25 protein-coding genes are annotated in these 26,875 nt (G+C 54.3%); 13 read left to right on the top strand and 12 right to left on the bottom strand.

What is annotated here, in order from left to right; genetic code table 11:
• Positions 1–12 precede the first annotated feature (12 nt).
• On the bottom strand, positions 13–543 hold the full coding sequence (gene rppH, locus DK872_RS11950) for an RNA pyrophosphohydrolase (protein WP_035887639.1): 531 nt from the start codon (positions 541–543) through the stop codon (positions 13–15).
• Positions 544–1,224: 681 nt separating this feature from the next.
• Between rppH and mutH the strand changes: the two genes are divergently transcribed.
• The 4 genes from mutH to DK872_RS11930 all read left to right on the top strand — a co-directional run bounded on the left by mutH (position 1,225) and on the right by DK872_RS11930 (position 4,230).
• Positions 1,225–1,920: a DNA mismatch repair endonuclease MutH gene (mutH, locus tag DK872_RS11945; protein WP_007370353.1), complete on the top strand. Its 696-nt coding sequence runs from the start codon at positions 1,225–1,227 to the stop codon at positions 1,918–1,920.
• Between the two features lie 63 nt (positions 1,921–1,983).
• On the top strand, positions 1,984–2,697 hold the full coding sequence (locus DK872_RS11940) for a TerC family protein (protein WP_007370352.1): 714 nt from the start codon (positions 1,984–1,986) through the stop codon (positions 2,695–2,697).
• A gap of 144 nt (positions 2,698–2,841) precedes the next feature.
• On the top strand, positions 2,842–3,060 hold the full coding sequence (gene ygdR, locus DK872_RS11935; RefSeq protein ID WP_007370351.1) for a lipoprotein YgdR: 219 nt from the start codon (positions 2,842–2,844) through the stop codon (positions 3,058–3,060).
• A 129-nt stretch (positions 3,061–3,189) separates the two neighbouring features.
• Positions 3,190–4,230, top strand: coding sequence for an NADP(H)-dependent aldo-keto reductase (locus DK872_RS11930; RefSeq protein ID WP_161518387.1), 1,041 nt, complete (start codon positions 3,190–3,192; stop codon positions 4,228–4,230).
• 2 nt (positions 4,231–4,232) lie between these two features.
• Here DK872_RS11930 and lplT read toward each other — a convergent pair whose 3' ends face one another.
• The 3 genes from lplT to DK872_RS11915 all read right to left on the bottom strand — a co-directional run bounded on the left by lplT (position 4,233) and on the right by DK872_RS11915 (position 8,122).
• Positions 4,233–5,423 (bottom strand): lysophospholipid transporter LplT, encoded by a 1,191-nt coding sequence (gene lplT / locus DK872_RS11925; RefSeq protein ID WP_035887635.1) that lies wholly within the window; start codon positions 5,421–5,423, stop codon positions 4,233–4,235.
• Positions 5,416–7,575, bottom strand: coding sequence for a bifunctional acyl-ACP--phospholipid O-acyltransferase/long-chain-fatty-acid--ACP ligase (gene aas, locus DK872_RS11920; RefSeq protein WP_035887632.1), 2,160 nt, complete (start codon positions 7,573–7,575; stop codon positions 5,416–5,418). Before aas ends, lplT begins: the two co-directional genes overlap by 8 nt.
• 76 nt (positions 7,576–7,651) lie before the next feature.
• On the bottom strand, positions 7,652–8,122 hold the full coding sequence (locus tag DK872_RS11915) for a hypothetical protein (protein WP_035887630.1): 471 nt from the start codon (positions 8,120–8,122) through the stop codon (positions 7,652–7,654).
• 56 nt (positions 8,123–8,178) lie between these two features.
• Between DK872_RS11915 and galR the strand changes: the two genes are divergently transcribed.
• Positions 8,179–9,186, top strand: coding sequence for an HTH-type transcriptional regulator GalR (gene galR / locus DK872_RS11910; protein WP_043956737.1), 1,008 nt, complete (start codon positions 8,179–8,181; stop codon positions 9,184–9,186).
• 85 nt (positions 9,187–9,271) lie between these two features.
• On the opposite strand, the gene DK872_RS11905 is transcribed toward galR, so the two are convergent.
• From DK872_RS11905 to DK872_RS11890, 4 genes are read right to left on the bottom strand one after another with little or no spacing between them, the layout of a single operon-like run.
• Positions 9,272–9,721, bottom strand: a complete 450-nt coding sequence (locus DK872_RS11905; RefSeq protein WP_007370346.1) for a GNAT family N-acetyltransferase — start codon at positions 9,719–9,721, stop codon at positions 9,272–9,274.
• Positions 9,718–10,491: a GntR family transcriptional regulator gene (locus tag DK872_RS11900; protein WP_007370345.1), complete on the bottom strand. Its 774-nt coding sequence runs from the start codon at positions 10,489–10,491 to the stop codon at positions 9,718–9,720. Before DK872_RS11900 ends, DK872_RS11905 begins: the two co-directional genes overlap by 4 nt.
• A 31-nt stretch (positions 10,492–10,522) precedes the next feature.
• On the bottom strand, positions 10,523–11,950 hold the full coding sequence (locus tag DK872_RS11895) for a glycoside hydrolase family 1 protein (protein WP_035887783.1): 1,428 nt from the start codon (positions 11,948–11,950) through the stop codon (positions 10,523–10,525).
• Between the two features lie 7 nt (positions 11,951–11,957).
• Positions 11,958–13,286 (bottom strand): PTS sugar transporter subunit IIC, encoded by a 1,329-nt coding sequence (locus DK872_RS11890; protein ID WP_007370343.1) that lies wholly within the window; start codon positions 13,284–13,286, stop codon positions 11,958–11,960.
• Between the two features lie 276 nt (positions 13,287–13,562).
• Between DK872_RS11890 and DK872_RS11885 the strand changes: the two genes are divergently transcribed.
• A complete protein-coding gene (locus DK872_RS11885; RefSeq protein ID WP_071921365.1) occupies positions 13,563–14,573 on the top strand; it encodes a LacI family DNA-binding transcriptional regulator in 1,011 nt (336 codons plus the stop codon).
• On the opposite strand, the gene lysA is transcribed toward DK872_RS11885, so the two are convergent.
• Positions 14,570–15,832 (bottom strand): diaminopimelate decarboxylase, encoded by a 1,263-nt coding sequence (lysA, locus tag DK872_RS11880; protein WP_007370341.1) that lies wholly within the window; start codon positions 15,830–15,832, stop codon positions 14,570–14,572. The two genes, DK872_RS11885 and lysA, sit on opposite strands and share 4 nt — an antisense overlap.
• A gap of 120 nt (positions 15,833–15,952) precedes the next feature.
• Between lysA and DK872_RS11875 the strand changes: the two genes are divergently transcribed.
• Positions 15,953–16,879, top strand: a complete 927-nt coding sequence (locus tag DK872_RS11875; protein WP_090397917.1) for a LysR family transcriptional regulator — start codon at positions 15,953–15,955, stop codon at positions 16,877–16,879.
• On the opposite strand, the gene DK872_RS11870 is transcribed toward DK872_RS11875, so the two are convergent.
• Positions 16,876–17,568, bottom strand: coding sequence for an aspartate/glutamate racemase (locus tag DK872_RS11870; RefSeq protein WP_007370338.1), 693 nt, complete (start codon positions 17,566–17,568; stop codon positions 16,876–16,878). The genes DK872_RS11875 and DK872_RS11870 overlap by 4 nt on opposite strands.
• A 151-nt stretch (positions 17,569–17,719) precedes the next feature.
• Here DK872_RS11870 and DK872_RS11865 point away from each other — a divergent pair, with 151 nt between their 5' ends.
• The 6 genes from DK872_RS11865 (at position 17,720) to DK872_RS11840 (ending at position 24,105) form a co-directional block, all read left to right on the top strand.
• Positions 17,720–18,043 carry a cupin domain-containing protein gene (locus tag DK872_RS11865; protein WP_161518386.1) on the top strand — a complete coding sequence of 108 codons (324 nt, stop codon included), beginning with the start codon at positions 17,720–17,722 and terminating at the stop codon, positions 18,041–18,043.
• Between the two features lie 504 nt (positions 18,044–18,547).
• Positions 18,548–19,438 carry a carbohydrate ABC transporter permease gene (locus DK872_RS11860; protein ID WP_007370336.1) on the top strand — a complete coding sequence of 297 codons (891 nt, stop codon included), beginning with the start codon at positions 18,548–18,550 and terminating at the stop codon, positions 19,436–19,438.
• On the top strand, positions 19,431–20,333 hold the full coding sequence (locus tag DK872_RS11855) for a carbohydrate ABC transporter permease (RefSeq protein ID WP_007370335.1): 903 nt from the start codon (positions 19,431–19,433) through the stop codon (positions 20,331–20,333). The genes DK872_RS11860 and DK872_RS11855 overlap by 8 nt, the downstream gene beginning before the upstream one ends.
• Positions 20,334–20,345: 12 nt before the next feature.
• Entirely contained in the window at positions 20,346–21,473 is a 1,128-nt protein-coding gene (locus DK872_RS11850) for an ABC transporter ATP-binding protein (protein ID WP_007370334.1), read from the top strand.
• A 145-nt stretch (positions 21,474–21,618) separates the two neighbouring features.
• Positions 21,619–22,908, top strand: a complete 1,290-nt coding sequence (locus DK872_RS11845; RefSeq protein ID WP_079517399.1) for an ABC transporter substrate-binding protein — start codon at positions 21,619–21,621, stop codon at positions 22,906–22,908.
• 66 nt (positions 22,909–22,974) lie between these two features.
• Positions 22,975–24,105 (top strand): oligogalacturonate lyase family protein, encoded by a 1,131-nt coding sequence (locus DK872_RS11840; protein WP_161518385.1) that lies wholly within the window; start codon positions 22,975–22,977, stop codon positions 24,103–24,105.
• Between the two features lie 221 nt (positions 24,106–24,326).
• On the opposite strand, the gene DK872_RS11835 is transcribed toward DK872_RS11840, so the two are convergent.
• Positions 24,327–25,745 carry a sugar porter family MFS transporter gene (locus DK872_RS11835; RefSeq protein WP_007370331.1) on the bottom strand — a complete coding sequence of 473 codons (1,419 nt, stop codon included), beginning with the start codon at positions 25,743–25,745 and terminating at the stop codon, positions 24,327–24,329.
• Between the two features lie 315 nt (positions 25,746–26,060).
• Positions 26,061–26,822, bottom strand: coding sequence for a 2-dehydro-3-deoxy-D-gluconate 5-dehydrogenase KduD (gene kduD, locus DK872_RS11830; RefSeq protein ID WP_161518384.1), 762 nt, complete (start codon positions 26,820–26,822; stop codon positions 26,061–26,063).
• Positions 26,823–26,875: the final 53 nt, after the last annotated feature.

Below are 26,875 nucleotides of genomic sequence, written 5' to 3'. Positions count from 1 at the left end.
AATGTGGGTGGCTTAACCTCGTTTACGTCGCCAGGCAGGTGCGTTTTGTGGCTTAGGAGGCGTTTCCTGAAGCGATAACACCGCACTTGCAAACTCTTTCATCACCCGTCGGTAGACGTCGCGTTTAAACGAGACTACCTGACGAACAGGATACCAGTAGCTTACCCAACGCCAGCCATCAAACTCAGGAGTGCTACTGGTTTGCATATTGATTTCTGCATCATTACCAATCAACTGCAAAAGAAACCATTTTTGTTTCTGGCCGATACAAACCGGCTTTGTGTCCCAACGCACCAAACGTTTCGGTAACTTGTAACGCAACCAGTTACGGGTAGAAGCAAGGATACGAACATCTTTACGACTTAAGCCCACTTCCTCGAACAGTTCCCGGTACATCGCCTGCTCCGGGGTCTCGCCTGGGTTGATTCCCCCCTGGGGAAATTGCCATGAGTGCTGCCCGAAGCGTCTGGCCCACATCACCTGGCCCTGTCGATTGCAGATTACGATTCCCACATTTGGGCGGTAGCCATCGTCATCAATCACCGGACTACCTCAAAATAAACCTGAATGACGAGATTGTTTCACACTCCCGGAAAACGGTAAACCACTCTATGACAGGGATACGAACGGATAACGATTGAATAACTCACAGTTTGCATAAGAGTTATAAACATCACCCCCTGCCTCAGACGGGTTTTATTCACCTTTTCTGTGGATAGAGTTGTGAAAAAGTATGGAATTACCCAGGGAAAACCCAGAACAGTCTGAATAACCCATTTATCGGGTAAAAAAATAAAACTCGGTGATTCATTTAGTTAAGTGACTTATCACCGGTTTTTTGCAGCATTACGTGACGATCATCACTCTTAGGATCCTGGCGCTGATGAAAGATCGAACAGAGCCGTTTTTATCCACAGATTATGCCAATAAGTTAGGCATATTTTGTGCAGAAACTCGATTTTCATCGCACGTCAAGGCTGTAAATGGAAACAGTAGTGAGGGTTTTCATCAGTTATCCCATTTTTCTGTGGATAACATGGTGTAAGATCCTGTTCATTGTCAGTGACCAGATTTGGAAAACCTGGCAGGCTGTTGCGCAACACATTACAAACACAAATAAATTATCTTTTAAATCATTGCGTTGCCTATATTCCACTGAAAACGGTAAACTACCAGACTACAGTGGAAAACTACTGCCTGTTTTTTAATCAAAAGGTTAGTGACATGTTCGCGTTGTCTCCCTTCACTTCGCCACCAGAATCCGAGGCTCAGTTACTCGCTCAGGCACAGCGCCTGGCAGGCTATTCGCTTGGCGAACTGGCGGCATTGGTGGGACTGCCGGTGCCGCGCGATCTGAAACGGGATAAAGGCTGGATCGGTGTGTTGCTTGAGCTATGGCTGGGCGCCAGCGCCGGAAGCAAACCCGAACAGGACTTCGCCGCGCTGGGCGTCGAGTTAAAAACCATTCCGGTGGATAACCAGGGCCGCCCGCTGGAAACCACCTTTGTTTGCGTCGCACCACTCACCGGGAATAGCGGCGTGGTGTGGGAAACCAGCCATGTCCGGCACAAGCTGAAACGCGTGTTATGGATCCCGATAGAGGGTTCACGCGAGATCCCGGTAGCCGATCGCCGTGTCGGATCGCCGTTGCTCTGGAGCCCCAATGAGGAAGAAGAGCAGCAGTTGCGCCAGGACTGGGAAGAGTTGATGGATCTGATTGTGTTGGGCCAGGTCACGCGTATTACCGCCCGTCACGGCGAAGTCCTGCAATTACGTCCCAAGGCCGCCAACAGCAAAGCGTTAACGGAAGCGATTGGCGAACATGGGGAGCCTATTCTCACGCTACCTCGCGGTTTCTACCTGAAAAAGAACTTCACCCGCTCGCTGCTGGCTCGCCACTTTTTTCTATCCGGCTATTAATTTTTTGCCACAGCCTCACCGACGCTTATAATTAGCGCTTCTTTTTTTGCAGGACTTTTATTGATGTTATTTGCATGGATCACCGACCCTAACGCCTGGCTTGCGCTCGGTACGCTGACGCTGCTGGAGATCGTGTTAGGGATCGATAATATTATTTTCCTCTCTCTGGTTGTTGCAAAGTTACCTACCGCGCAACGTAATCACGCCCGTCGGCTTGGGCTGGCAGCGGCAATGCTGATGCGACTGCTGCTGCTGGCTTCTATTGCCTGGGTAACAAGACTGACGCATCCGTTATTCACCCTTTTTGATCACAGCGTTTCGGCGCGTGACATGATCCTTTTTCTCGGCGGATTGTTCCTGATCTGGAAAGCGAGCAAAGAGATCCACGAGTCGATCGAAGGTGAAGAAGAAGGGCTGAAAACTAACGTTCACTCTTTCCTCGGCGCTATCGTGCAGATCATGCTGCTGGATATCATTTTCAGTCTCGATTCGGTGATTACCGCAGTGGGTCTCTCCGATCATCTGTTCATCATGATGGCCGCCGTCGTGATCGCTGTTGGCGTGATGATGTTTGCCGCGCGTCCGATTGGCGAATTTGTCGATCGCCATCCGTCGGTCAAAATGCTGGCGCTGTCGTTTTTGATTCTGGTCGGCTTTACGCTGATCCTCGAAAGCGTTTCGATTCATGTGCCGAAAGGTTATATCTACTTCGCGATGTTCTTCTCTATCGCTGTCGAGTGGCTTAACCTGTTGCGCAACAAAAAAAATCCACTGTAAGCAAAGCGCTTCCCCGGTCGGGGAAGCGCTTTTCACTTCCTTACCCGCTCTAACCGCTATTTTCAGAAAATCTCCCTTTTCCATCGCGAAACAGCGGGTTATTACTAGACTGTGTGTGACGCATGCAATGAGAGGGTCTGAGTGATGAAAAAATGGGCGGTGATTATTTCCGCAGTAGGTTTAGCTTTTGCGGTTTCCGGATGCAGTAGCGATTACGTAATGGCAACAAAAGACGGCAGAATGATCCTGACGGATGGTAAGCCGGAAATTGATGATGATACCGGGCTGGTCAGCTATCGCGATCAGCAAGGCAACAAAATGCAGATTAACCGTGATGATGTCTCCCAGATTATCGAACGCTAAGAAATATCTTTAAAGGTCAGTGACCTGCTGACCTTTTTGTGAATTTTCCCTTTCCCTTTTGCTTCCCCTCTGCCATGTTTATAGTCCTTTGTCAGGACTACTGACGTTGTATTTTTAAGGAAGCCGGCTATGCAGTATCACCGTATCCCCCACAGTTCGCTGGAAATCAGCACCCTGGGGCTGGGCACAATGACGTTTGGTGAACAAAACAGCGAAGCCGACGCCCATGCACAGCTCGATTACGCCGTCAGCCAGGGAATCAACCTGATTGATGTCGCAGAGATGTACCCTGTTCCGCCACGCCCGGAAACGCAGGGTTTAACCGAAACCTATGTCGGCAACTGGCTGGCAAAACGCGGCAACCGCGAAAAGCTGGTTATCGCCTCTAAAGTCAGCGGCCCAAGCCGCAACAATGACAGCGGGATCCGTCCGGATCAGGCGCTCGATCGTAAAAACATCCGCAGCGCGCTGGATGAAAGTTTAAAACGTCTGCAAACCGATTATCTCGATCTCTACCAGGTTCACTGGCCGCAGCGCGCCACTAACTGCTTCGGCAAGCTGGGTTATAGCTGGGTAGAGAGCGCGCCGGTCATAACGCTGCTGGAAACGCTGGAAGCGCTGACTGAGTTTCAGCGCGCGGGCAAAATTCGTTATATCGGCGTCTCGAACGAAACCGCCTTTGGCGTGATGCGCTATCTGCATCTGGCGGAAAAGCATGAACTGCCGCGCATTGTCACCATCCAGAACCCGTACAGTCTGCTAAACCGCAGCTTTGAAGTGGGCCTTGCGGAAGTGAGCCAGTATGAAGGTGTAGAACTGCTGGCCTACTCCTGCCTCGCCTTCGGCACGCTGACCGGGAAATACCTCAGCGGGGCGAAACCCGCAGGCGCGCGCAACACGCTGTTCAGCCGCTTTACGCGTTACAGCGGTGAGCAGGCGCAAAAAGCGGTGGCGGCTTATGTGGATATTGCGAAGCGACACAATCTCGATCCGGCGCAGATGGCGCTGGCGTTTGTCCGTCGCCAGCCCTTCGTCGCCAGCACCCTGCTGGGCGCGACGACGATGGAACAGTTGAAAACCAATGTGGAAAGCCTGCATCTGGATCTGAGCCAGGATGTGCTGGCGGAGATTGAAGCGGTGCACCAGATATATACCTACCCGGCGCCGTAAACTTACCGGCGGCGCTGCCAGAACCACAGCGCCGCTATCGCCAGCGCAAAGATCACGCCAAAGCCGACGCCCGTTCCCACTACCGGAGCGCCAGCTTTTACCGCCAGCGAGTACAGCCCCAGCATTACCAGCATTGCCATGTTTTCGCCGAGATTCTGCACGGCAATCGCATTGCCCGCCCCGACCGACGCTTTACCAATCGCCTGTAGCAACGCATTCAGTGGCACGACAAAAAAGCCGCCCAGCATGCCGATCAGCATCAGAACGCCATAAGCAGGCAGCAAAGCATGTTGTAACGAAAACAGCACCACCGCGACGCCAATCAAAACCCCTGCAGGCATACAGCGCGCGACAGTTTCCAGCGTGACCAGCTTCGCCGCCAGCCCGGCACCGACCACAATCCCGACCGCCACCATCGCGTTCAGATAGGTCGGCGTGGCGTTGTCAGTAATACCCAGCGCTACCGGCACCCACAGCACCAGCAGGAAGCGCAGCGTCACACCCGCCCCCCAGAACAGGCTGGTGCCAACCAGCGAAAAGCGGGTTTCACCGTTGCGCCACAAACTTTTGCAGGCGCTAAAGAAGCTGTACGTCATCGGCGTAAAACGCCAGGACTGCCCCGGCCGCGCAGCGGGCAGCTTTGGGATCAGCAAATTTGCGACGACCGCGCCCGCATAAACCAGAGTACAAACCCCCAGCGCAGCAAGCACATGCCAGTCGGCCAGCACGCCACCCGCCACCGAACCGAGCAGAATGGCGGCAATGGTTGATGACTCCATCAGCCCATTGGCTTTAACCAGCTTATCCCCGGAAGTGATCTCGCCGAGGATGCCGTACTTCGCCGGAGAGTAAGCCGCCGCGCCAATGCCCACCAGCAGATAGCCGACAAAGGGATTCACGCCAAAGCAAATGCTCGCAGCGCCCAGCAGCTTTAAGCCGTTCGCCATCATCATTACCCGGCCTTTGGCGAAACTATCCGCCACCTGACCGACAAATGGGGCAAACAGGATGTAAGCGCCCACAAACACCATTTGCAGGATCGGCTGGCTCCAGTCCGGGTAAAACTCAGCCTTAAGCAGCGCCAGCGTGGCAAACAGCAGCGCATTGTCGCCAAATGCCGAAAGGAACTGGGCGGCGATCACCGCCATCATTCCACGCGACCACAGCGAGGCGTTGATCTCAGGTTTAAGCATGTTGGGTTTCCGCCTCGTCAACCATCGTTTTGAGCGTGACAAAATCTGGCTTGCCGCTGCCCAGCACCGGCAGTTGCTTGAGATAACGAATGTCACGCGGTACCGCCAGTTCAGGGACACCCTGCGCACGCGCATACTGCAGAAGTTTATCGCGCGTCAGCGATTCATCGTTCGTAAACATCACCAGCGCTTCACCTTTGCTGGCATCACTTTTAATCACCGTGGCATGCATTTTCTCCGGCGACACCGCCAGCGCCAGCTGTTCCACCGTCTCCAGCGAGATCATCTCACCGGCAATTTTGGCAAAACGCTTCGCGCGCCCCTGAATCTGCACAAATCCTTGCTCATCAAAACGCACAATATCGCCAGTGTCGTACCAGCCAGCTTCCTGCTCGCCATGAATATTCTCCGCCGACGGCGCTTCCAGCACACCGGGTTTTTCTACCCGCAGATAGCCGGTCATCACGTTCGGCCCTTTGAGTTGCAGGCGTCCGCCCTCTTCAATGCCTGGTACCGCCATCAGACGCGCATCCATTCCCGGCAGAATACGGCCAACCGTGCCCGGTTTCGCCGCCATCGGCACGTTAATCGAAACCACCGGCGCACATTCGGTCACGCCATAACCTTCCAGAATGCGCAGGCCGAATTTGTCCTGCCACAACTGGCGCGTGCTCTCCTGGAGCTTTTCGGCTCCAGCCACGACATAACGCAGGCGGAAAAAGTCGTAAGGATTGGCGAAACGCGCATAGTTGCCGAGGAAGGTCGAGGTGCCAAACAGCACGGTACAGTTGCGGTCATAGACCAGTTCCGGCACCACGCGATAGTGCAGCGGGCTGGGATAGAGAAACACTTCCGCCCCGGTCAGCAGCGGCGTAAACAACCCTACCGTCAGGCCAAACGAGTGGAACAGCGGTAGCGCCGACATAAAGCGGTCGTTGGCGGTAAAGTCAGCGATGGTTTTGATCTGCTCAACGTTAGCCAGAATGCTCTTGTGGCTATGCACCACGCCTTTCGGGTTGCCTTCAGAACCGGAGGTAAAGAGCACCAGCGCTGGATCCTCCGGTTTCTGCGCCACTTGCGCTTTTAGCGGCGTCAGCAAATGGCGGAAAATCCAAACCTTATCTTGCAGCGTAACATCGCCCTTCAGATCTTCCAGATAGACCCAGCGCACCTGGGTAAGCTGCTCCGGCAGATGCCAGAGCTTGCCTTTATCTATAAAGGTTCGCGAGGTGAAGATGGTTTTGATTTGCGCTGCCGTGATGGCGCTGCCAAGCCCTTTCACCCCGGCAGTGTAGTTCATCATCGCCGGAATTCGGCCACGGGCAATCGCCCCAAAAATGACCGCCGCGCTGATGCCTGCATTGGGCAGCATCAGGCCAATTTTCTCCCCCTGCTCACTGTATTTTTCCAGGATGCGCGCAACGAACAGCGTCTTGGTCAGCAGCTTGCGGTAGCTGTCGGGAGTAAAGTTAATGTCTTCGACGCAGGGCTTGTTGGCACCGAAACGGTACTGCGCGGCGAGAAATGCTTCAAACAGCGTTTCGCGCGGGCGCACGGCCATGCGCGCTTCCATCATGATTTGGTGCAACATCTCACCGGCGATTTTGCGGCGATCGCGCGCGCGCGGTGCTTCCGGCATCGGTAAAGATGTCGGCGGCAGAATATGCAGCGTAATGCGCGGAAACAGACGCTGTTTAACCAGCCCTTTCAGGCGGCTGAAATAAGTCAGCTCGGCGCCATCAATACGCAGCGGTATTACCGTTGCGCCCGATTTGGCGGCGACAAAACCCGCGCCGTCATAGATTTTCATCAGCGAACCCGAGAGCGAAATGCGCCCTTCAGGGAAAATCACCACCGGGCGGCCCTGCTCGATCAGGCGCACCAGATATTTAATCGACATCGGTTTGGTGGGGTCGAGAGGGACAAAGTCAACGATAGAGCGGATCCAGCGCATATACCACTGGCTGCTGATCGAGGAATAAACCGCAAAAACCGGGCGTACAGGCAGGAACAGCGCCAGCAGAATGCCATCAATAAAGGAGACATGGTTAGGGGTAATCAACACACGTTCGCCGTGTAGTGCTTCAGTGCTGCCGGTCAACTGCACCCGGAACAAAACGCGAAACAGTTCGCGAAAAAAGCCCAGTAGCATCTCAACTCCTTTTGCCAGAGAAATAAGTAAGTTTGCAAATTGTGGCAGATTACACGAGAAGTGCTGGAGGAGAAATTCAGGGCAAAAAAAAACCTGCGCGTCCGCGCAGGTTGGTGCAAGAAATGAGTACGAAGAGCGTACCGAATAAATCACCAATCAATACCTCTGGGATCTTGATTGTGGCGTTGGCGCGGGCGTACCGCCAGCGGGAAAAAGCAAGGGAATGAGCCGAAGTGAAACGAGGTGTGTCGATTCGCTTTGCTTGTAACAACGCGGGCAAAAAAAAACCTGCGCATCTGCGCAGGTTGGTGTAATTCGAGTATGCAACCCGGGGGCTGCGCTCACCTATCAATACCTCTGGGATAACCACTCTGTCATGGGGGAGAACGCGCCACCAGCAGACAATCGAAACAGCTTTGCGCAAAGTGTAACTAAAGGTTTTACCTGTATTAATCGGCAAAACTTTTTTGTGTAACGGTTCCACGGCTTTCCAACGCGTCACTTCACGTTTGCACACTACCAGCAGGTAACTGCCTTGATTAGCCATTCCTTTTCCGTAACACTACACAGTGTGTAAACGCTTACCCCTAAGGAAGGTACGCCATGGCGACCATTAAAGATGTAGCACGGCTGGCAGGCGTCTCCGTTGCTACGGTTTCCCGTGTGATTAACGACTCGCCAAAAGCGAGCGAATCTTCACGGCTGGCGGTGCAAAGTGCAATGGATGCGCTGAATTATCATCCGAACGCCAACGCCCGCGCGCTGGCGCAGCAATCGACGGAAACCGTCGGTCTGGTGGTCGGCGATGTTTCAGATCCTTTTTTCGGCGCGATGGTGAAAGCCGTTGAGCAAGTCGCTTCCGCCACCGGTAATTTTCTGCTGATTGGCAACGGCTACCACAACGAAGAGAAAGAGCGCAAAGCCATCGAGCAGTTGATCCGCCATCGCTGCGGCGCGCTGGTGGTACACGCCAAAACTATCCCCGATGAAGAGCTGGCTTCGCTGATGAAGCAAATTCCTGGCATGGTACTGATCAACCGTATTCTGCCGGGTTTTGAACAGCGCTGCGTGGCGCTCGACGACCGCTACGGCGCGTGGCTGGCAACCCGCCACCTGATCCAGCAAGGCCATACGCGCATTGGCTACCTTTGCTCCAACCACGCCATTTCCGACGCGGAAGATCGTTTGCAGGGTTATTACGATGCGCTGAAAGAGAATGGCCTGCCCTGCAATGACCGACTGGTGACCTTCGCCGAGCCGGATGAAAGCGGCGGCGAACAGGCGATGACTGAACTGCTAGGTCGCGGCAGAAACTTTACCGCCGTTGCCTGTTACAACGATTCGATGGCGGCGGGCGCAATGGGCGTACTGAATGATAATGGCATTGATGTGCCGGGCGAGATTTCACTGATTGGTTTCGATGATGTGCTGGTGTCGCGCTATGTGCGTCCCCGGCTGACCACCGTCCGTTACCCGATTGTCACCATGGCGACACAGGCCGCCGAGCTGGCGCTGGCGCTGGCGGAAAACCGTCCACTGCCGGAGATAACGCATCTGTTTAACCCGACGCTGGTGCGCCGCCATTCAGTGATTGCCCCGCAGGAGAGTTAACGCGGGTTGCCCTGAGCCTGATTGCTTGCCGGAAGGCGTTAATGCTTATCCGGCCTGCATATTCTTCTGCGTTTAGCCGAAAAACTCACAGCGCAATGCGATACAAATGCACATGCGTGTTCGGGTAATCCAGCCCGTCGCCAATATACTCCCAGCCGTAGCGCTCATAAAAATCGCGGCAGGCGGAATAGAGATGTAACTGGCTAAATCCCATTGCTTTTGCCTGCGCCATCACATGATGCTGTAGCTGCCCGGCCAGCCCCTGCCCGCGCGCGCTTTCTTTTACATACAACGCGGCCAGCCAGGGGAAAAGATCCTGACGGCTGATCAAATCGCAACGCCACAGCCCGACAGTCGCCAGCAGTTCATCGCCGTCAACCAGCACAAACGTCAACGGTAACGCGCCCGGCGTCTGGCTGTGATCAATAATGCTGGCAAAGAAATCGCGCGGCAGGGAATCGCCAAACTCATGCCACAGCCACTCGATAACCTGCGGCGCAAAGCGCGGCGCTTCGTAGAGAGGAAGGATTTTCACATCAATTTTCCCTGGAAGATGGGGACGGATTCAAACAGATAGCCGTCGAAATCCGGCGCATCTTCATCAGATAGCTCCAGCAGGCTTTTTTTGACATTTTCCAGATGCTGCCACATCGCCTGCCATGCGCCCATCACATCGCGGCGACGCACCGCTGCCAGCAGCGTTTGCCGGTCGCCCAGCCATTTCAGGCGATACGGACGGCTGGCGATATGCACATTAAACTGTTGCCACAGCGGGCTACTGTCCATCTGGTGCCAGATGCTCTCTACCGTTGCCAGCAGCATCTGGTTTTGCGAAGCCCCGGCCAGCACCAGATGAAACATCTTGCTGTTGTCCTGGGTGGTGTCATTCAGGGCGATGGCGCGCTGCTCTTGTTCGAGAATACGCCGCAGGTTGTCAACATCCGCCCGCGTCGCCATAGTCGCCGCAAAGGCAGCAATATTGCTCTCCAGCAACTGACGCGCTTGCAGGATCTCGAACGGGCCAACATCGCTACTGAGAAAGCGCTCTTCCTCGTTTTCATGGGCCTGCGGAATACGCATCACATAGACGCCCGACCCCTGGCGAATATCAACCGTGCCCTGCAATTCCAGCATCAGCAGCGCTTCGCGCACAATGGTGCGGCTGACGCCATATTTTTCGGCGATATTGCGCTCCGGCGGCAGGCGGGAGCCAACGGGATAGTGCCCCTGGATGATTTGCTCGCGTAAATCCTCGCCAATCTCCTGGTACTGTTTTTTTTCCGGCGGAACGACGGCCTTCTCCACAATATCACCTGCACTTATTAGTTATTGCGCGCTATCTTACTTCATCATCGAGGGTAAGGGTCAACCGGCGCTCATCGCTCAGCGCGCGGAACCAGTGCAGCGACTTTTTCGCCCGCCGATCGCGGTTGTGCTGCAGATCGATCTCCACCAGCCCATAGCGGTTTTTAAAGGCGTTCATCGGCGAAACGTTGTCGGTAAACGCCCACAGCATATAGCCGTGGCAGTTCGCGCCTTCTTCCCGCGCCCGCAGCGTCTGATACAGATGCGCGGCGATGAACTCAATGCGGTAATCATCCTCGATGGTTCCTTCGGCATTGCGGAACTGCCCTTCGTTCTCCACGCCCATGCCGCTTTCCGCAACAAACCACGGAATGTTGCCGTACTCGTTTTTAATGCGCATCGCCATGTCATAGATGATCTCCGGCAGGATCTCCCAGCCGCGCGATTTGTTCATCTTTCTGCCCGGCAGCTCAAACGGCTCATAGTAATACGCCGGGTGGAACGGTGTCTCCGGGTGCCAGGCGCGCGATGGCGCTTTCACACGGTGCGGATAGTAAAGATTGATGCCCAGTTCATCGACGGTGTTGTCGCGAATGATCGCCAGTTCCTCTGCGCTGTAATCCCATTTAACGTTCTGTTTTTCCAGCAGATCCACCAGCTCCTGCGGATAGTGGCCTTTCACCAGCGGATCGAGGAACACGCGGTTATAGAACAGATCGTAACGCTGTGCCGCCAGTACATCGTGCGGAGCGCTGGAACGTGGGTAAGTCACTTCCGGGTTGAGAATGCAACCGACAGTTCCGGCGTACCCCTTCTCGCGAAACAGCTTCACCACTTTTGCCGTCGCCAGGTTTTTGTGGTGGTTCCACTGCATCCAGGTGCTGGTGTTCTGCTCATACGGCCAGCGCAGCGCATCAAGATAGGCGCGGGTTTGCACCACAATCGGCTCATTAAAGGTAAACCAGCGTGTCACTTTATGGTGGAAGCGCGCAAACACTTTCTCAACGTACAGCAGATAGAGTTCGACCACTCTCTTTGAGGCCCAGCCGCCGTAGGTTTCCAGCAGATAACCGGGCAGCTCGTAGTGCTCCAGACAGATCATCGGCGTTATGCCATGGCGCTGCATCTCATCAAAAAGCTGGTCGTAATAGCTGGCGTAAGTCTCATCCACCACGCCCTGCTCGTAATCGGTAAGAAAGCGCGACCAGTTGATCGAGGTGCGGTAGTGGGTTAACCCCGCCTGCTTCATCAGTTGCACATCTTCGCGAAAACGCTGGTAGAAATTCGTGGCCACCGCCGGGCCATAACCCTCATGCCAGACGTGGCGATCGTTTTTGTACCAGAGATCAGGCCACGAATCCTGGCCCGCCTTTTTCCCTTCCCAGCCTTCGGTTTGCCAGGCCGATGCCGCCGCGCCCAGAATAAACGACGGCGGAATGGCAATGGTTTTTGTACTCATAACATCCTCAGGCATTGTTGGCGGCTTGCGCCTGTAATTGCGCCTGTTCCGCGCGGCGGGAGGCGATCTTCACAAACGGCAGATAGATAACGACGGCGGTAACAATGCAGATTAACTGGGTAACCACCGCCCCCATTGAGCCTGCGGTAGAGAGCCAGGCATTGATCAACGGCGGCGTCGTCCAGGGCACCATCACCACGGCTTTCCCGGCAAAACCGGTTACCGTCGCGAAGTAGCCGATCGAGCCGGTCACCAGCGGGGTGATAATGAACGGAATGGCGAGGATCGGGTTCAGCATGATCGGCATACCGAAGATCACCGGCTCGTTAATATTGAAGATCCCAGGACCTATCGACAGCTTGGCGATCTCTTTCATCTCTTTGCGTTTCGTGGCGATCATTACCGCAATCAGCAGGCCGATGGTCAGGCCGGAACCGCCGATGCTCATGTACACATCCCAGAACGGCATGGTGATGATGTTCGGCACCTCTTTCCCTTGCTCAAAGGCGCTCATATTGACGGTGATCGCCCCCAGCAGCAGCGGTTCACGGATCGGTTTGATCATTTGGTTGCCGTGAATACCGATCACCCAGAACAATTGCGCGACAAACATCAGCAGCAGAATGCCGGGCAGGCTTTGTACCACGCGCTCCAGCGGTTGCTGCACCACCTGATACACGGCGTCATACAGATACATGCCGGTCACCTGATGGAAGACGAAGCCGAAAGTGGCGATCAGCGTGGTGGTAATGATCGCCGGGATCAGCGCCGAGAACGAGGCAGAAACGTTCGGCGGTACGGTATCCGGCATTTTGATCTTCAGGCTCTCGCGGTTTTCCAGCCAGCAGTAGACTTCCACCGACAAAATAGCGATAAACATGCCGAGGAACAGGCTGCGGGTATCGGAGAACTGGCGCAGCAGCACATCTTTCACCACGTGCATCTGGCCATCCACCATCATCTCGACAGTAGTGGGCGTCACGCAGATAAAGCAGATCACCGCCAGCAGACCGGGAAACAGCGACTTGATGCCGTTAATACGCCCCAGTTCAATACCAATTAAAAACACCGCGCCAATGTTGAGGAAGTTCAGCGTGGCATAGTTAATGGCGCTGGTAATCGGTTTGAGCGCAGCGAGAAACGACAGCGCCTGGAAGCTGGCGAGACCGTTTTTCGGGTCCAGTACCATGTTGGAAATTAATACCGAGAACGCGCCGACAATAATGACCGGCATCAGCGTAATAAACGAAGATTTGATCGCCATGATATAGCGATAGCTGTTGAACTTGGTGGCGAAACTACCCAGAGAATCAATGAGCTTTTCTTGTAGGGCCATAGGGTCACACCTCAGTTAAGGGGGGCTTTTTTTATCGGTACAGGTATACAGCCGGATTCCATTTGGCATACCAAAAATAGCCACAGCGTTAGAAAAGTTCTGTGACCCGGCTCGCAAGCCCTCTACTGGTATTCCAAAACGAAGCGATTACTCACATTGGCATGCCACCTTAGCTTTTTCAGGAATATTTCCGTACTTAAGCCAAACCCACCCGCTACGCCTTAACCCGCGAAATGAGTGTGTTAAACTGCCTCTCATTAATGCGGAGAGCTTGTCATGGTCACAATGCTGGATGTTTCACTGCGCGCAGGCGTGTCGAAAGCGACGGTTTCCCGGGTGCTCAACAAAACGGGGCAAGTCAAAGAGAGCACCCGCGCTCAGGTTTTTAAAGCGATGGAAGAGCTGGGGTACCGCCCCAATTTTCTGGCGCAATCGCTGGCGAATCGTACCAGTAATAGCATTGGCCTGGTGGTTTCCAGCTTTGACGGTTTCTATTTTGGCCGCCTGCTACAGCAGGCTTCCCGCCGGACGGAATTTCACGGTAAGCAACTGATTGTCACCGACGGTCACGACACGCCGGAGCGGGAAACGCTGGCGGTGCAGATGCTGGCGGACCGTCGCTGCGACGCCATTATTCTCTATACCCGTTTTATGAGTGAAAACAGCATCCTGCGTTTGATCGATGAAACGCCGATGCCGCTGATCGTGATCAACCGCGAATTATCCCAGGCGCATGACAAATGTGTCTTCTTCGAGCAGCAGGACGCTGCCTTCCAGGTGGTGGATTATCTGGCGGGCCTTGGCCACCGCGAGATCGCCTGCATCACCGTGCCGATTCATACCCCCACCGGCAAAGCGCGACTAATGGGGTATCGCAAGGCGCTGGAAAAACACGGAATTAGCTGGGATGCGGGAAGAGTAAAATACGGCGACGCCACCATGACGCGCGGCTATGAGTTGTGCCGTGAGATGTTGCAGGAAGGGGCGCATTTCAGTGCCTTGTTCGCCTGTAACGATGATATGGCGCTCGGCGCATCGAAGGCGCTCTACCAGGCCAGTTTGCGCATTCCGCAGGATATTTCGCTGTTTGGTTTTGATGATGCGCCCAGCGCTCGCTGGCTGGAGCCTGGGCTGTCAACGGTCTATCTGCCGATCGATACCATGATCGCCACGGCTATCGATCAGGCAATCAAACTGGCGAATGCCGACGAGATTGAACCGATCCCCCCGTTTACCGGCACGCTGGTATTACGCGATTCGGTGGCGGCGGGACCGTATCAGGATTAGAACTGCTCCAGCGCCAGCAGCTCGTCGATGGTCTGACGGCGGCGGATCAGGCGCGCAACGCCATGATCAAACAGCACTTCCGGCAGCAGCGGGCGGCTGTTGTAGTTTGACGACATCGATGCGCCGTACGCGCCGGTATCATGCAGCACCAGATAATCCCCCGCTTTTACCGCAGGCAGCGCGCGGGTTTCCACTTTCCCGCCCTCTTGTTGGGTAAAGACATCGCCGGATTCACACAGCGGCCCCGCAACCACGGTGTCGATAAGTTCAGCCTGATGCAGATCGCGGCCATCGCCAGCCAGCGCGGTAATGTGATGATAGCTGCCGTACATCGCCGGGCGCATCAGATCGTTAAAACCGGCGTCAATCAGCACAAAGTGGCGGCTACCCATATTCTTCACGCTGCGCACCTGCGATACCAGTACGCCGGATTCCGCCACCAGGAAGCGTCCCGGTTCGATCTCCAGTTTCACCGCATGGCCGAGATGTTTGGCGATTTGCTCGCGAGCGGCATTCCACAAACCAAAATAGTGAGCCGTATCAACCTGATCTTCCCCTTCATGGTAGGGAATGGAAAGCCCGCCACCGGCGGAGATAGCCGGCAGATCCTGGCCGAAATCCACCACCTGGCGCACCATTGCGCCGCACACCTGCTCAAGATGGCCGTAATCAACGCCGGAACCGATGTGCATGTGAATGCCCGCCAGTTTTAGCTGATAGCGCTGCATCACCGCCAGAGCCGCATTGAGATCGCTGTACCAGATACCGTGTTTGCTATTTTCACCGCCGGTATTGGTTTTCTGGCTGTGGCCGTGGCCAAAACCCGGATTGACGCGCAGCCAGACGCGATGGCCCGGCGACACAGCGCCGAGCTGTTCCAGCATATCGACGGAACCGGCGTTCACCGCAATGCCCAGCTCGCTGACGCGCGCCAGCGTGGCGTCATCAATCACATCGGCAGTGAAAACAATATCGTCCGGATGCGTTTGCGGATCGTAACCCGCTGCTAACGCACGCTCGATCTCGCCCAGCGACACCGAATCAACTTTCACGCCCTGCTCGCGCATCAGGCGCAGAATATGAATATTTGAGCACGCCTTTTGCGCGAAACGCACCACATCAAACGCGCTGAGTTTGGCGATTTGCGCGCGAATAATTTGCGCATCATAAACCCATACCGGGCAGCCAAATTCAGCAGGCAGCCGCAGCAGGTTTTCGGCATTCAGGTCGGTATCGGTCTGGTGTAGTGAGCGTGGCATGGTGAACTCCGTCAGCAATTTTTACTGATTACGCCACAGCGCGAAGGGAATAAAAAATATCGTTTTATCGCGACTCTATGCAAAAATGATATGGATAACCCACAGCAACGAGATCCCGCGATGCCAGCTGTTAACTTGCGCCATATCGAAATTTTTCACGCGGTGATGACCACCGGCAATCTGACTGAAGCCGCAGCCTTGCTGCATACCTCGCAGCCGACGGTCAGCCGCGAGCTGGCGCGCTGTGAAAAGGTGCTGGGGCTGAAGCTGTTTGAACGTTCGCGCGGGCGTTTGCATCCTACGGTACAAGGGCTGCGGCTGTTTGAAGAGGTGCAGCGCTCATGGTACGGGCTGGACCGAATTGTCAGCGTCGCCGAAAGCCTGCGCGAGTTTCGCCAGGGGGAACTCTCCGTCGCCTGTTTGCCCGTCTTCTCGCAATCTTTTTTACCGCTGCTGTTACAACCTTTTCTCGCCCGCTATCCGGATGTCAGCCTGAACATTGTGCCGCAGGAGTCGCCGTTGCTGGAGGAGTGGCTGTCGGCACAGCGCCATGATTTAGGCCTGACCGAAACGCTGAGCACCCCGGCGGGCACCGAACGTACGCCGTTGCTGACCTGTAATGAAGTGTGCGTGATGCCGCAGGATCACCCGCTGGCCAGCAAAACGGTGCTGACGCCAGCCGATTTTCAGGGGGAGAATTACATCAGCCTGTCGCGTACCGATAGCTACCGGCAACTGCTGGATGCGCTGTTTACGGAACATCAGGTGAAACGGCGAATGGTGCTGGAAACCCACAGCGCCGCCTCGGTTTGTGCAATGGTGCGCGCGGGCGTTGGGCTTTCTGTGGTTAACCCGCTGACAGCGCTGGATTACGCCGCCAGCGGTATCGCCGTGCGCCGTTTTAGTATCGACGTCCCCTTTACCGTCAGTCTGATCCGCCCACTGCATCGTCCGGCGTCGGCGCTGGTGGATGCTTTCGCGCGCCATTTACAGGCAGCCATGCCGCTGATCGCCCAGCCGCTGGCCGCCATGCTGGGCGAGTCCTAAGAGAGCATAAAATTCACTGCATCGGCCGCGTGCAGCGCGGCGGTGTCAAACACCTTAATCGGGCTGCTCTTTTCCGGTATCAGCAGGCCAATCTCGGTACAGCCGAAAATCACCCCTTCGGCGCCTTCACTCGCCATTTGTTTGATCAGATTGATAAAATAGTAACGCGACTCATCGCTGAATGTGCCAAGGCACAGCTCTTCAAAGATGATTTCATTCACGCGTTCGCGATCTTCCGGGCCGGGTACGCAGGTTTCGATACCAAACTGTTTTTCCAGCCGCCCGCGATAAAAATCCTGCTCCATGGTGTAACGCGTGCCCAGCAGCGCGACGTTGCGCATGCCCGCGCTTTCAATGGCGCGCCCGGTGGCGTCGGCAATATGCAGGAACGGAATATGGCAACGCTCTTCAATTTGCCCGGCCACTTTGTGCATGGTGTTGGTACAAAGCACAATGGCTTGCGCGCCAGCCTGCTCCAGACCCGCAGCGGCCTGCGCGAGGATCTCACCCGCTTTATGCCACTGTGCCGTTGCCTGGCAGGCTTCGATTTCGTGAAAATCCAGGCTGTGCAGCAACAAACTGGCGGAGTGCAGACCTCCCATCCGGGCCTTCACACCCTCGTTAATCAGGCGATAGTAAGGGATGGTCGATTCCCAGCTCATCCCACCCAGCAGCCCTATCGTTTTCATAGCGTTTCTCCGTCAGGTTTTGCAATCAGTCAATCAAAGTTGTGATCGACTTTCAACTTCTCTGGTCTCGCGTTTATTTTTGCGGAACGCTGAGATAAATTATTTTGAAACAACGTTTCACTAACTCTTTTCTTCACTACAGGACAGCCCGATGTTTATCTTCCATAAAGACACTCAGCTTGACGATCTGGGCAACGGCGTAACGCGTCGTATCCTCGCCCATGGCGGCAAAATGATGGCGGTCGAAGTCATGTTCGAACAAGGTGCCATCGGCCCGATGCACAACCATCCTCACGAACAGCTCACGTATGTCTTATCCGGTGAGTTCGAATTTACCATCGGTGATGAGAAACATATCGTCACCGCAGGCGATACTCTTTATAAGCAACCGCACATTATGCACGGCTGCGTCTGCCTGAAGGTGGGAACCCTGCTTGATACCTTCACCCCGGTGCGCGAAGATTTCTTAAAATAATGATAGTAAGCACCCTAATTAACGCCCCCATTATTGGGGGCGTTTTTTATTTCCCACAGACAGTAAAATAATTCGCCAGATCATCGTTTTCATTTTGAATGGTTTCATTCTGCGATACTTAATCCGCGGCAACATTAGGTGTTTATTTCCCCTGGATGATTCTGTAAACCCCGTGTTTTTCGGGCGAAAAACGCTACCACCTCACTTTATTGAAACATCGTTTCGACTTTGATCACATTTCGCGAATTAATCGAATGACGCGAATTTAAAACCCAATAAAATATTTTAAAACGATGTTTTACAAATCAAGAATGCATGTTCAGACGTTATTAAAACCAGGGGTTTTACTAATAATTTCTGGTAGTTAGACCTACATTGCGCTGGCTACGGCACATATTGTGAGCGAGCGCACATACAGACGCTGTTTTTATCCCCGCGGCTACGGCGGCGGGAGAAAGTAACTCTCCGAATCCGTATTACACATTGTTCGCCAGGTAGGTATGTATGAATGAAAACAGACTACTGGGATTGGCCTGGATATCGCCCTACATTATTGGGTTGATAGTCTTTACGGCCTTCCCATTCATTTCATCATTCTTTCTCAGTTTTACTGAGTACGATTTGATGAGCCCGCCGGTATTTAACGGCATCGAAAACTATCGCTACATGTTTACGGAAGATACCCTCTTCTGGAAATCGATGGGCGTGACTTTTGCTTATGTCTTTTTGACCATCCCGCTGAAACTGGCCTTTGCGCTGGGTATTGCCTTTGTGCTGAATTTTAAACTTCGCGGCATCGGCTTTTTCCGTACGGCTTACTACATTCCGTCCATTCTCGGCAGCTCTGTCGCCATTGCCGTACTGTGGCGCGCGCTGTTCGCCATTGATGGCCTGCTGAACAGCTTTATCGGCGTGTTCGGCCTGGATCCGGTGAACTGGCTGGGCGAACCGTCGCTGGCGCTGATGTCGGTGACGCTGCTGCGCGTGTGGCAATTTGGCTCTGCAATGGTGATCTTCCTTGCCGCACTGCAAAACGTCCCGCAATCCCAGTACGAAGCGGCAATGATCGACGGTGCCAGCAAATGGCAGATGTTCATGAAAGTGACCGTACCGCTGATTACACCGGTGATTTTCTTCAACTTTATTATGCAGACCACGCAGGCGTTTCAGGAGTTTACCGGCCCGTATGTCATCACCGGCGGCGGCCCGACCTATTACACCTATCTGTTCTCGCTCTACATCTACGATACCGCCTTCAAATATTTCGATATGGGCTACGGTGCGGCGCTGGCCTGGGTTCTGTTCCTGGTCGTGGCGGTCTTTGCCTCCATCGCCTTTAAATCCTCGAAATATTGGGTGTTCTACTCTGCCGATAAGGGAGGCAAAAATGGCTGATATCCAACATCTCACGCCGGGCATGAAGGAAGCCGAACGTGAAGTGGCGCGCACCCTGCGCCGCGAGAAAATCAGCGCCTGGATCCGCTATACGATCCTGCTCTTTGTCGGCCTGTTAATGCTTTACCCGCTGGCGTGGATGTTCTCTGCGTCGTTCAAACCGAACCATGAAATCTTCACCACGCTGGGGCTGTGGCCGACGCACGCAACGTGGGACGGTTTTATCAACGGCTGGAAAACCGGGACGGAGTACACCTTCGGCCATTACATGCTGAACACCTTCAAGTATGTGATCCCGAAAGTGATCCTGACGATTATCTCTTCAACGGTGGTGGCTTACGGTTTCGCCCGCTTTGAAATCCCGTGGAAGAACTTCTGGTTCGGTACGCTGATCGCCACCATGCTGCTGCCAAGCACCGTGCTGCTGATCCCGCAGTACCTGATGTTCCGTGAAATGGGCATGCTCAACAGCTATATGCCGCTCTATCTGCCACTGGCTTTCGCCACACAAGGTTTCTTCGTCTTTATGTTGATTCAGTTCTTACGCGGCGTGCCGCGCGACATGGAAGAAGCGGCGCAGATCGACGGGTGTAACTCCTGGCAGGTACTGTGGTACGTGGTGGTGCCGATCCTGAAACCGGCCATTATCTCTGTCGCGCTGTTCCAGTTCATGTGGTCAATGAACGACTTTATCGGGCCGCTGATTTACGTCTACAGCGTGGATAAATACCCGATCGCACTGGCGCTGAAAATGTCCATCGACGTGACCGAAGGTGCGCCGTGGAACGAAATTCTGGCAATGGCGAGTATCTCCATTCTGCCGTCCATCATTGTCTTCTTCCTGGCACAACGCTACTTCGTACAGGGCGTAACCAGCAGCGGAATTAAAGGTTAAGAGGGAAGTATCATGGCTGAAGTGATTTTCAACAAACTGGAAAAGGTCTACTCCAACGGCTTCAAAGCGGTACATGGTATCGACCTGAAAATTGCCGACGGTGAATTTATGGTCATTGTCGGACCAAGCGGCTGCGCCAAATCCACCACCCTGCGTATGCTGGCAGGCCTTGAAACCATCAGCGGCGGCGAAGTGCGCATCGGCGAGAAGATCGTCAATAACCTCGCACCGAAGGCGCGCGGTATTGCCATGGTGTTCCAGAACTACGCGCTCTACCCGCATATGACCGTGCGGGAAAACCTCGCCTTCGGCCTGAAGCTGAGCAAGCTGCCGAAAGATGAGATCACCAAACAGGTGGATGAAGCGGCGAAAATCCTCGAACTGGAAGAGCTGATGGACCGGCTGCCGCGTCAGCTTTCCGGCGGCCAGGCGCAGCGTGTAGCGGTCGGCCGCGCGATTGTGAAAAAGCCGGATGTGTTCCTGTTCGACGAACCGCTGTCGAACCTCGATGCCAAACTGCGTGCTTCCATGCGCATCCGTATTTCCGACCTGCACAAGCAGTTGAAGAAATCCGGTAAACCGGCAACCACTGTGTATGTCACCCACGATCAGACCGAAGCGATGACCATGGGCGATCGCATCTGCGTGATGAAGCTCGGTCATATCATGCAGGTCGATACCCCGGACAACCTCTATCACTACCCGAAAAACATGTTCGTGGCGGGCTTTATCGGCGCGCCGGAAATGAACATCAAACCGGCGAAAATTGTGAAAAAGGGTGAGCAACTGCATATCACCCTCGGCCACGAAACGCTGGCGCTGAATGCGCGTCAGCAGGAGAAAGTGGTGGGCTATGCCGACAAAGAGGTGTTCTTCGGCGTACGTCCGGAATTTGTCTCCGTTGCCGATGAGCCGTTCGATGAAGACTGCGGCAGCGGCGATCTGGTGCGTGTCGAAAACATGGGGCACGAGTTCTTTATTTACCTGAAAGTCGCTGACTACGAGTTAACGGCACGAATTCCTTCCGATGAAGCTAAGCCAATGATTGCAAAGGGACTTCATCGTAAGGTGTATTTTAAGTTTGATATGAATAAGTGTCATATTTTTGACGCAAAAACAGAACAGAACATTTCCCTATAAAAAAACGAAATCCTTCGGGATGCGTCGAGGCGGCAAGCCGGTGCATCCCCGGGAGCTTATATCAGTAAGTGACCGGGGTGCGCAGGCGCAGTCAACAACGCAGCAGCCTGAAGAATAAAGTTTAAACAAACTCTGGAGTATAAAAATGAAAAAAGTGCTTATAGGCGCCGTTATCTCCGCAACTCTGGGCATGTGCGCTGTACCCGCAACTGCTGCTGATAATGTTGACCTGCGTATGTCCTGGTGGGGGGGCAACGGTCGTCATCAGGTCACATTAAAAGCGCTGGAAGAGTTTCACAAACAGCATCCGAACATTAACGTTAAATCCGAATATACCGGCTGGGACGGCCACCTCTCCCGTCTGACCACACAAATCGCAGGCGGTACCGAACCGGATGTAATGCAAACCAACTGGAACTGGCTGCCGATTTTCTCGAAAAATGGCGAAGGCTTCTACGACCTGAACCAGGTGAAAGACATCATCGATTTGAGCCAGTTCGACGCCAAAGAGCTGCAATCCACCACCGTTGACGGCAAGCTGAACGGCATTCCGATCTCCGTTACCGCGCGCGTCTTCTACTTTAACGATGAGCAGTGGAAAAAAGCGGGTGTCGCCTTCCCGAAAACCTGGGATGAGCTGTTAGCCGCAGGCAAAACTTTCGAAAGCAAGCTCGGCAAACAGTATTACCCGGTGGTGCTGGAGCATCAGGATACGCTGGCGCTGCTGAACTCTTACATGGTGCAGAAGTACAACATTCCGGCCGTTGACGAAAAAGCGAAGAAATTCAGCTACAGCAGTGAGCAGTGGGTGGAATTCTTCCAGATGTATAAAAAACTGGTCGATAGCCATGTGATGCCGGATGCCAAATATTATGCGTCGTTCGGTAAGAGCAACATGTATGAGATGAAGCCGTGGATCGAAGGTGAATGGGCCGGTACTTATATGTGGAACTCCACCATCACCAAATACTCCGACAACCTGAAGCCGCCAGCCAAACTGGTGCTGGGTGATTACCCGATGTTGCCGGGTGCAACGGACGCGGGTCTGTTCTTCAAACCGGCGCAGATGCTGTCGATTGGTAAATCCACCAAACATCCGAAAGAAGCGGCAGAAGTGATTAACTTCCTGCTCAACAGCAAAGAGGGTGTGGAAACGCTGGGTCTGGAGCGTGGCGTGCCGCTGAGCAAAGCCGCAGTGCAAACGCTGACCGCCAACGGTGCGATCAAAGAGAACGATCCCTCGGTGGCGGGTCTGCGCCTGGCGCAGTCTCTGCCGACCAAACTCTCTGTGTCGCCGTACTTTGACGATCCACAGATTGTTGCCCAGTTCGGCACGGCGATTCAGTACATCGATTATGGTCAGAAATCCGTGGAAGAAACGGCCGCTGATTTCCAGCGCCAGGCTGAACGAATCCTGAAACGCGCGATGCGCTAACGTTTTTCCGTCACGACATACCCTGCCTGCCCGCGGCAGGGTATTTTTTTATCTAAGGAGCCGCAGATGGCAAAGGGGAAAATTGTTCAACTCACCTTCCGTCACCAGCACGATGAAAAAACGGGGCACGAGGTTATTCGTCTGACGCCGCCGCACATTATTTGTCACCGTAATTACTTCTACCAAAAATGCTTTACCCGCGACGGCGGGAAACTCCTTTTCGGCGGCGCATTTGAAGGCCACTGGAATTACTATTTACTGGATCTCGCCCGTCACGAAGCAACACAGTTAACCGAAGGCGCCGGGGATAATACTTTCGGCGGCTTTTTATCGGCGGACGATCGTTCACTGTGGTATGTGAAAAACACCCGCGAATTACGGCGTGTTGATCTGCACACACTGGAAGAGCATATCGTTTATCAGGTCGATGACGACTGGGTGGCTTACGGCACCTGGGTGGCGAATTCCGCCTGCACAAAACTGGTGGGTATCGAAATCAAGAAAAGCGACTGGCAACCGCTGACCGACTGGCAAAAATTCAGCGACTTCTACTTTACGCAGCCGGAATGCCGGTTGATCCGCATCGATTTACACAGCGGCGAACGCGACACGTTGTTGCAGGAAAAACGCTGGCTGGGGCACCCGATTTACCGTCCGTTTGATGATTCCACCGTGGCATTTTGTCATGAAGGGCCGCGTGATGTGATTGATGCGCGTATGTGGTTGATTAATGAAGATGGCAGCAACCTGCGCAAAGTCCGCCAGCACCAGCCGGGAGAGAGCTTTACCCATGAATTCTGGGTACCGGACGGCTCCGCGCTCTATTACGTGGCACATCAGGAGAACGATCCGCGGCGCTACCTGTTCAGCGCCGATCCGCAGACGCTGGAAAACCGTCAGTTAATGGCGATCCCACCCTGCTCGCATTTGATGAGTAACGAAGATGGCAGTTTAGTGGTGGGCGACGGCGCGCCGCACCATACCGGCGCTATTCATCTTAACGATCCGTTTATCTGGATTTTCAATATCAACAGCGGCGAGCAGACTGCGATTTGCCAGCATAACAGTAGCTGGAAAGTGCTGGACGGCGACCGCCAGGTGACGCATCCGCATCCGTCGTTTACGCCGGATAATCAATGGGTGCTGTACACCTCGGATGCCGAAGGAATGCCAGCGCTCTATCTGGCGCGGGTGTAATGGTTATTGCCCGGTGGCGCTGCGCTTACCGGGCCTACGCGCTGCAACACCTTCAGCGATGAGACAATTTTTGGTTACACCAGGCTCACAGCCGGGGTTGTGTCCCCCGCGGGGATTGAGAAGGGGTGCGCGGCAGCATCCCTTCTCCCGTTCACGAGCCACAGAGTTTACGCGTCTGCTAAACATGTGGTGAACGGAACAATTCCACATACGTCAAACCGTTAAACCCCAATATCCCGCAGCTTCTCGCCGGACATCAGACGACGCTCGATATGCTCCAGCGTGACGTTTTTGGTTTCCGGTACCAGCCAGAACGTGACGCCGACAAACACCAGATTCAGCGCCGTATAGAGCCAGAACGTCCCGGCCGCGCCAATCGCATCCAGCAACGTCAGGAAACTCGCGCCAATAATCATGTTCGACACCCAGTTAGTGGTGGTTGAACAGGTGATACCAAAGTCACGGCATTTCAGCGGCTGGATCTCCGAGCAGAGGATCCACACGACCGGCGCGGCGCTCATCGCATATCCGGCGATGCACATCATGGTCATGCCGACCGACAGCCAGGACAAACCGCTGGACGCCGTGCCGTTATCAAACTGCATCAGACAGTAACCGAGGATCAGCGTGCCAATCGCCATCACGCTGAAACCAATTTTCAGCGCCGGTTTACGCCCTGCTTTATCCACCGTAAATACCGCGATAAAGGTGGCGAACATAAAGGTCAGCCCGACCACCAGCGTGGCGATCATCTGCTCCTCAGTGGTCGTAAAACCGGCCATTTTAAAGATGCGCGGCGCGTAATACATGATGATGTTCATCCCGGTAAACTGCTGCATCGCCTGCAACAACATGCCAAGGAACACCGCGCGGCGCACATTGCGGTTGGTTTTAAACAACTGAAAACCGCCCTGTTTCAGTTTCAGGCTTTCGCGGATCTCGTTCAGCTCCTCGCGGGCTTTTTCCGAGGTATCGCGCAGCATCCGCAGCACCTCTTCCGCTTCGATATGACGCCCTTTTTGCGCCAGCCAGCGCGGGCTGTTGGGGAGGAAAATCACCAGAATAATCAAAAGCACCGCCGGCAACGCCAGCACGCCGAGCATCGCCCGCCAGTTACCGCTGTAGCTGAACGCCGTATCGGAGAGGAATGCCAGCACAATCCCCAGCGTTACCATCAACTGGTACATGCTGATCATCTTGCCGCGTACGTTTTCGCTGGCCATTTCTGAGAGATAGAGCGGTGCAGTGTATGAAGCAATCCCCACCGCAATGCCCAACAGCACGCGAGAAAGGAGCAGCATTTCCACGCTACCGGCAAACGCCGAACCGAGTGAACCGGCAACAAACAGCACCGCACCGGCCATCAGGCTGTATTTACGCCCCAGGCGGAACGAGAGCCAGCCGTTAAACAGTGCGCCCAGCGCTGCGCCAAGCATCATGCTGCTTACCACCCACTCCTGCAGGCGGCTGCTCAACACAAAATGATCGGTAATAAACGGCAGCGCACCGGCGATCACGCCGATATCAAGGCCAAACAACAGCCCGGCGACCGCTGCCGAAACAGAAACAAACAGGTTCATCCGCCGGGTGTCACGCAATGCGCGCGGAAGTGTTACAGAGTCATTACTGATAGAAGTCATTTTTTCCCTGCCTGCACAAAGTAAGGTGTTCTATGAAAGTAAGTCAGCAACCGCAGGGAGCGTCAGTGAGGAACTCGCGAAGATATGGATTAATTCGCTATGGCATAGTGTTTTGTGATGGAGTTTACAATTTTGAAAATATAGTTTAAGCACTAAACTAATTTTAAATATCTAATTTTTATAAAATTTATAAAGAAGAGTGTGATTTCACGAGAAATAGATATGGATTTTTCAATTAAACACATATGGACAAACATTATGCAGATATAAAAAAGCCTGCCCGCAGGCAGGCTTTGTCAGGCGCCGGCAGGCGAGTTAGCGTGCCAGCCAGCCGCCATCAACGGCCACGGTGTAACCGTTGATATAGTCAGATGCTTTCGACGCGAGGAACACCACCGGCCCTTTCAGATCGCTCGGCAGACCCCAACGCGCAGCCGGGATACGATCGAGGATCTCGGCGCTGCGCTGTTCGTCGGCGCGCAGTTGCTGGGTGTTGTTGGTCGCCATGTAGCCCGGCGCAATCGCATTGACGTTGATATTGTGCTTCGCCCATTCGTTAGCCAGCAGACGGGTGATGCCCATTACGCCGCTTTTTGACGCGGTGTAAGACGGAACGCGGATGCCGCCCTGGAAGGAGAGCATGGAAGCGATGTTGATGATCTTGCCGCCGTTACCCTGAGCGATAAAGTGTTTCGCCGCCGCCTGAGACATAAAGAATACGCTCTTGATGTTCAGGTTCATGACGTCATCCCAGTCCCGCTCGCTGAAGTTGATCGCGTCTTCACGGCGGATCAAACCGGCGTTATTTACCAGAATATCGATCTTACCGAACTCTGCGACCGCACGTTCCAGCAGTGCCGGAATGCCGTCGATCTTACGCAGATCGGCGGTCAGGCTGAGAAAACGACGGCCCAGCGCGGTCACGCGCTCGATGGTTTCTGTTGGTTCAACGATGTTGATGCCAACGATGTCGCAGCCTGCTTCCGCCAGACCCAGCGCCATCCCCTGACCGAGACCGGTATCGCAACCGCTCACCACCGCAACCTTACCTTGAAGAGAAAATGCATTCAGAATCATGTTAGTTCCTTAATCTATCAGCGCCTGTACCGGACAGGCATGGTTTTATGCTG

The organism is Kosakonia sp. MH5 (assembly GCF_009935945.1).
GTDB lineage: Bacteria > Pseudomonadota > Gammaproteobacteria > Enterobacterales > Enterobacteriaceae > Kosakonia > Kosakonia radicincitans.
This window is presented reverse-complemented; position numbering and strand designations above follow the sequence as displayed.

Bases quoted from the DNA above. Each gene is read 5' to 3' on its own strand.
- DK872_RS11915 (WP_035887630.1), bottom strand. From the start codon at position 8,122: ATGGCTAATCAAGGCAGTTACCTGCTGGTAGTGTGCAAACGTGAAGTG.
- DK872_RS11875 (WP_090397917.1), top strand. From the start codon at position 15,953: ATGCCAGCTGTTAACTTGCGCCATATCGAAATTTTTCACGCGGTGATG.
- DK872_RS11840 (WP_161518385.1), top strand. From the start codon at position 22,975: ATGGCAAAGGGGAAAATTGTTCAACTCACCTTCCGTCACCAGCACGAT.
- lysA (WP_007370341.1), bottom strand. From the start codon at position 15,832: ATGCCACGCTCACTACACCAGACCGATACCGACCTGAATGCCGAAAAC.
- DK872_RS11865 (WP_161518386.1), top strand. From the start codon at position 17,720: ATGTTTATCTTCCATAAAGACACTCAGCTTGACGATCTGGGCAACGGC.
- galR (WP_043956737.1), top strand. From the start codon at position 8,179: ATGGCGACCATTAAAGATGTAGCACGGCTGGCAGGCGTCTCCGTTGCT.
- mutH (WP_007370353.1), top strand. From the start codon at position 1,225: ATGTTCGCGTTGTCTCCCTTCACTTCGCCACCAGAATCCGAGGCTCAG.
- DK872_RS11870 (WP_007370338.1), bottom strand. From the start codon at position 17,568: ATGAAAACGATAGGGCTGCTGGGTGGGATGAGCTGGGAATCGACCATC.
- DK872_RS11855 (WP_007370335.1), top strand. From the start codon at position 19,431: ATGGCTGATATCCAACATCTCACGCCGGGCATGAAGGAAGCCGAACGT.
- DK872_RS11835 (WP_007370331.1), bottom strand. From the start codon at position 25,745: ATGACTTCTATCAGTAATGACTCTGTAACACTTCCGCGCGCATTGCGT.
- DK872_RS11890 (WP_007370343.1), bottom strand. From the start codon at position 13,286: ATGGCCCTACAAGAAAAGCTCATTGATTCTCTGGGTAGTTTCGCCACC.
- DK872_RS11845 (WP_079517399.1), top strand. From the start codon at position 21,619: ATGAAAAAAGTGCTTATAGGCGCCGTTATCTCCGCAACTCTGGGCATG.
- DK872_RS11850 (WP_007370334.1), top strand. From the start codon at position 20,346: ATGGCTGAAGTGATTTTCAACAAACTGGAAAAGGTCTACTCCAACGGC.
- aas (WP_035887632.1), bottom strand. From the start codon at position 7,575: ATGCTACTGGGCTTTTTTCGCGAACTGTTTCGCGTTTTGTTCCGGGTG.
- ygdR (WP_007370351.1), top strand. From the start codon at position 2,842: ATGAAAAAATGGGCGGTGATTATTTCCGCAGTAGGTTTAGCTTTTGCG.
- DK872_RS11895 (WP_035887783.1), bottom strand. From the start codon at position 11,950: ATGAGTACAAAAACCATTGCCATTCCGCCGTCGTTTATTCTGGGCGCG.
- DK872_RS11940 (WP_007370352.1), top strand. From the start codon at position 1,984: ATGTTATTTGCATGGATCACCGACCCTAACGCCTGGCTTGCGCTCGGT.
- DK872_RS11860 (WP_007370336.1), top strand. From the start codon at position 18,548: ATGAATGAAAACAGACTACTGGGATTGGCCTGGATATCGCCCTACATT.
- DK872_RS11930 (WP_161518387.1), top strand. From the start codon at position 3,190: ATGCAGTATCACCGTATCCCCCACAGTTCGCTGGAAATCAGCACCCTG.
- lplT (WP_035887635.1), bottom strand. From the start codon at position 5,423: ATGCTTAAACCTGAGATCAACGCCTCGCTGTGGTCGCGTGGAATGATG.
- kduD (WP_161518384.1), bottom strand. From the start codon at position 26,822: ATGATTCTGAATGCATTTTCTCTTCAAGGTAAGGTTGCGGTGGTGAGC.
- DK872_RS11885 (WP_071921365.1), top strand. From the start codon at position 13,563: ATGGTCACAATGCTGGATGTTTCACTGCGCGCAGGCGTGTCGAAAGCG.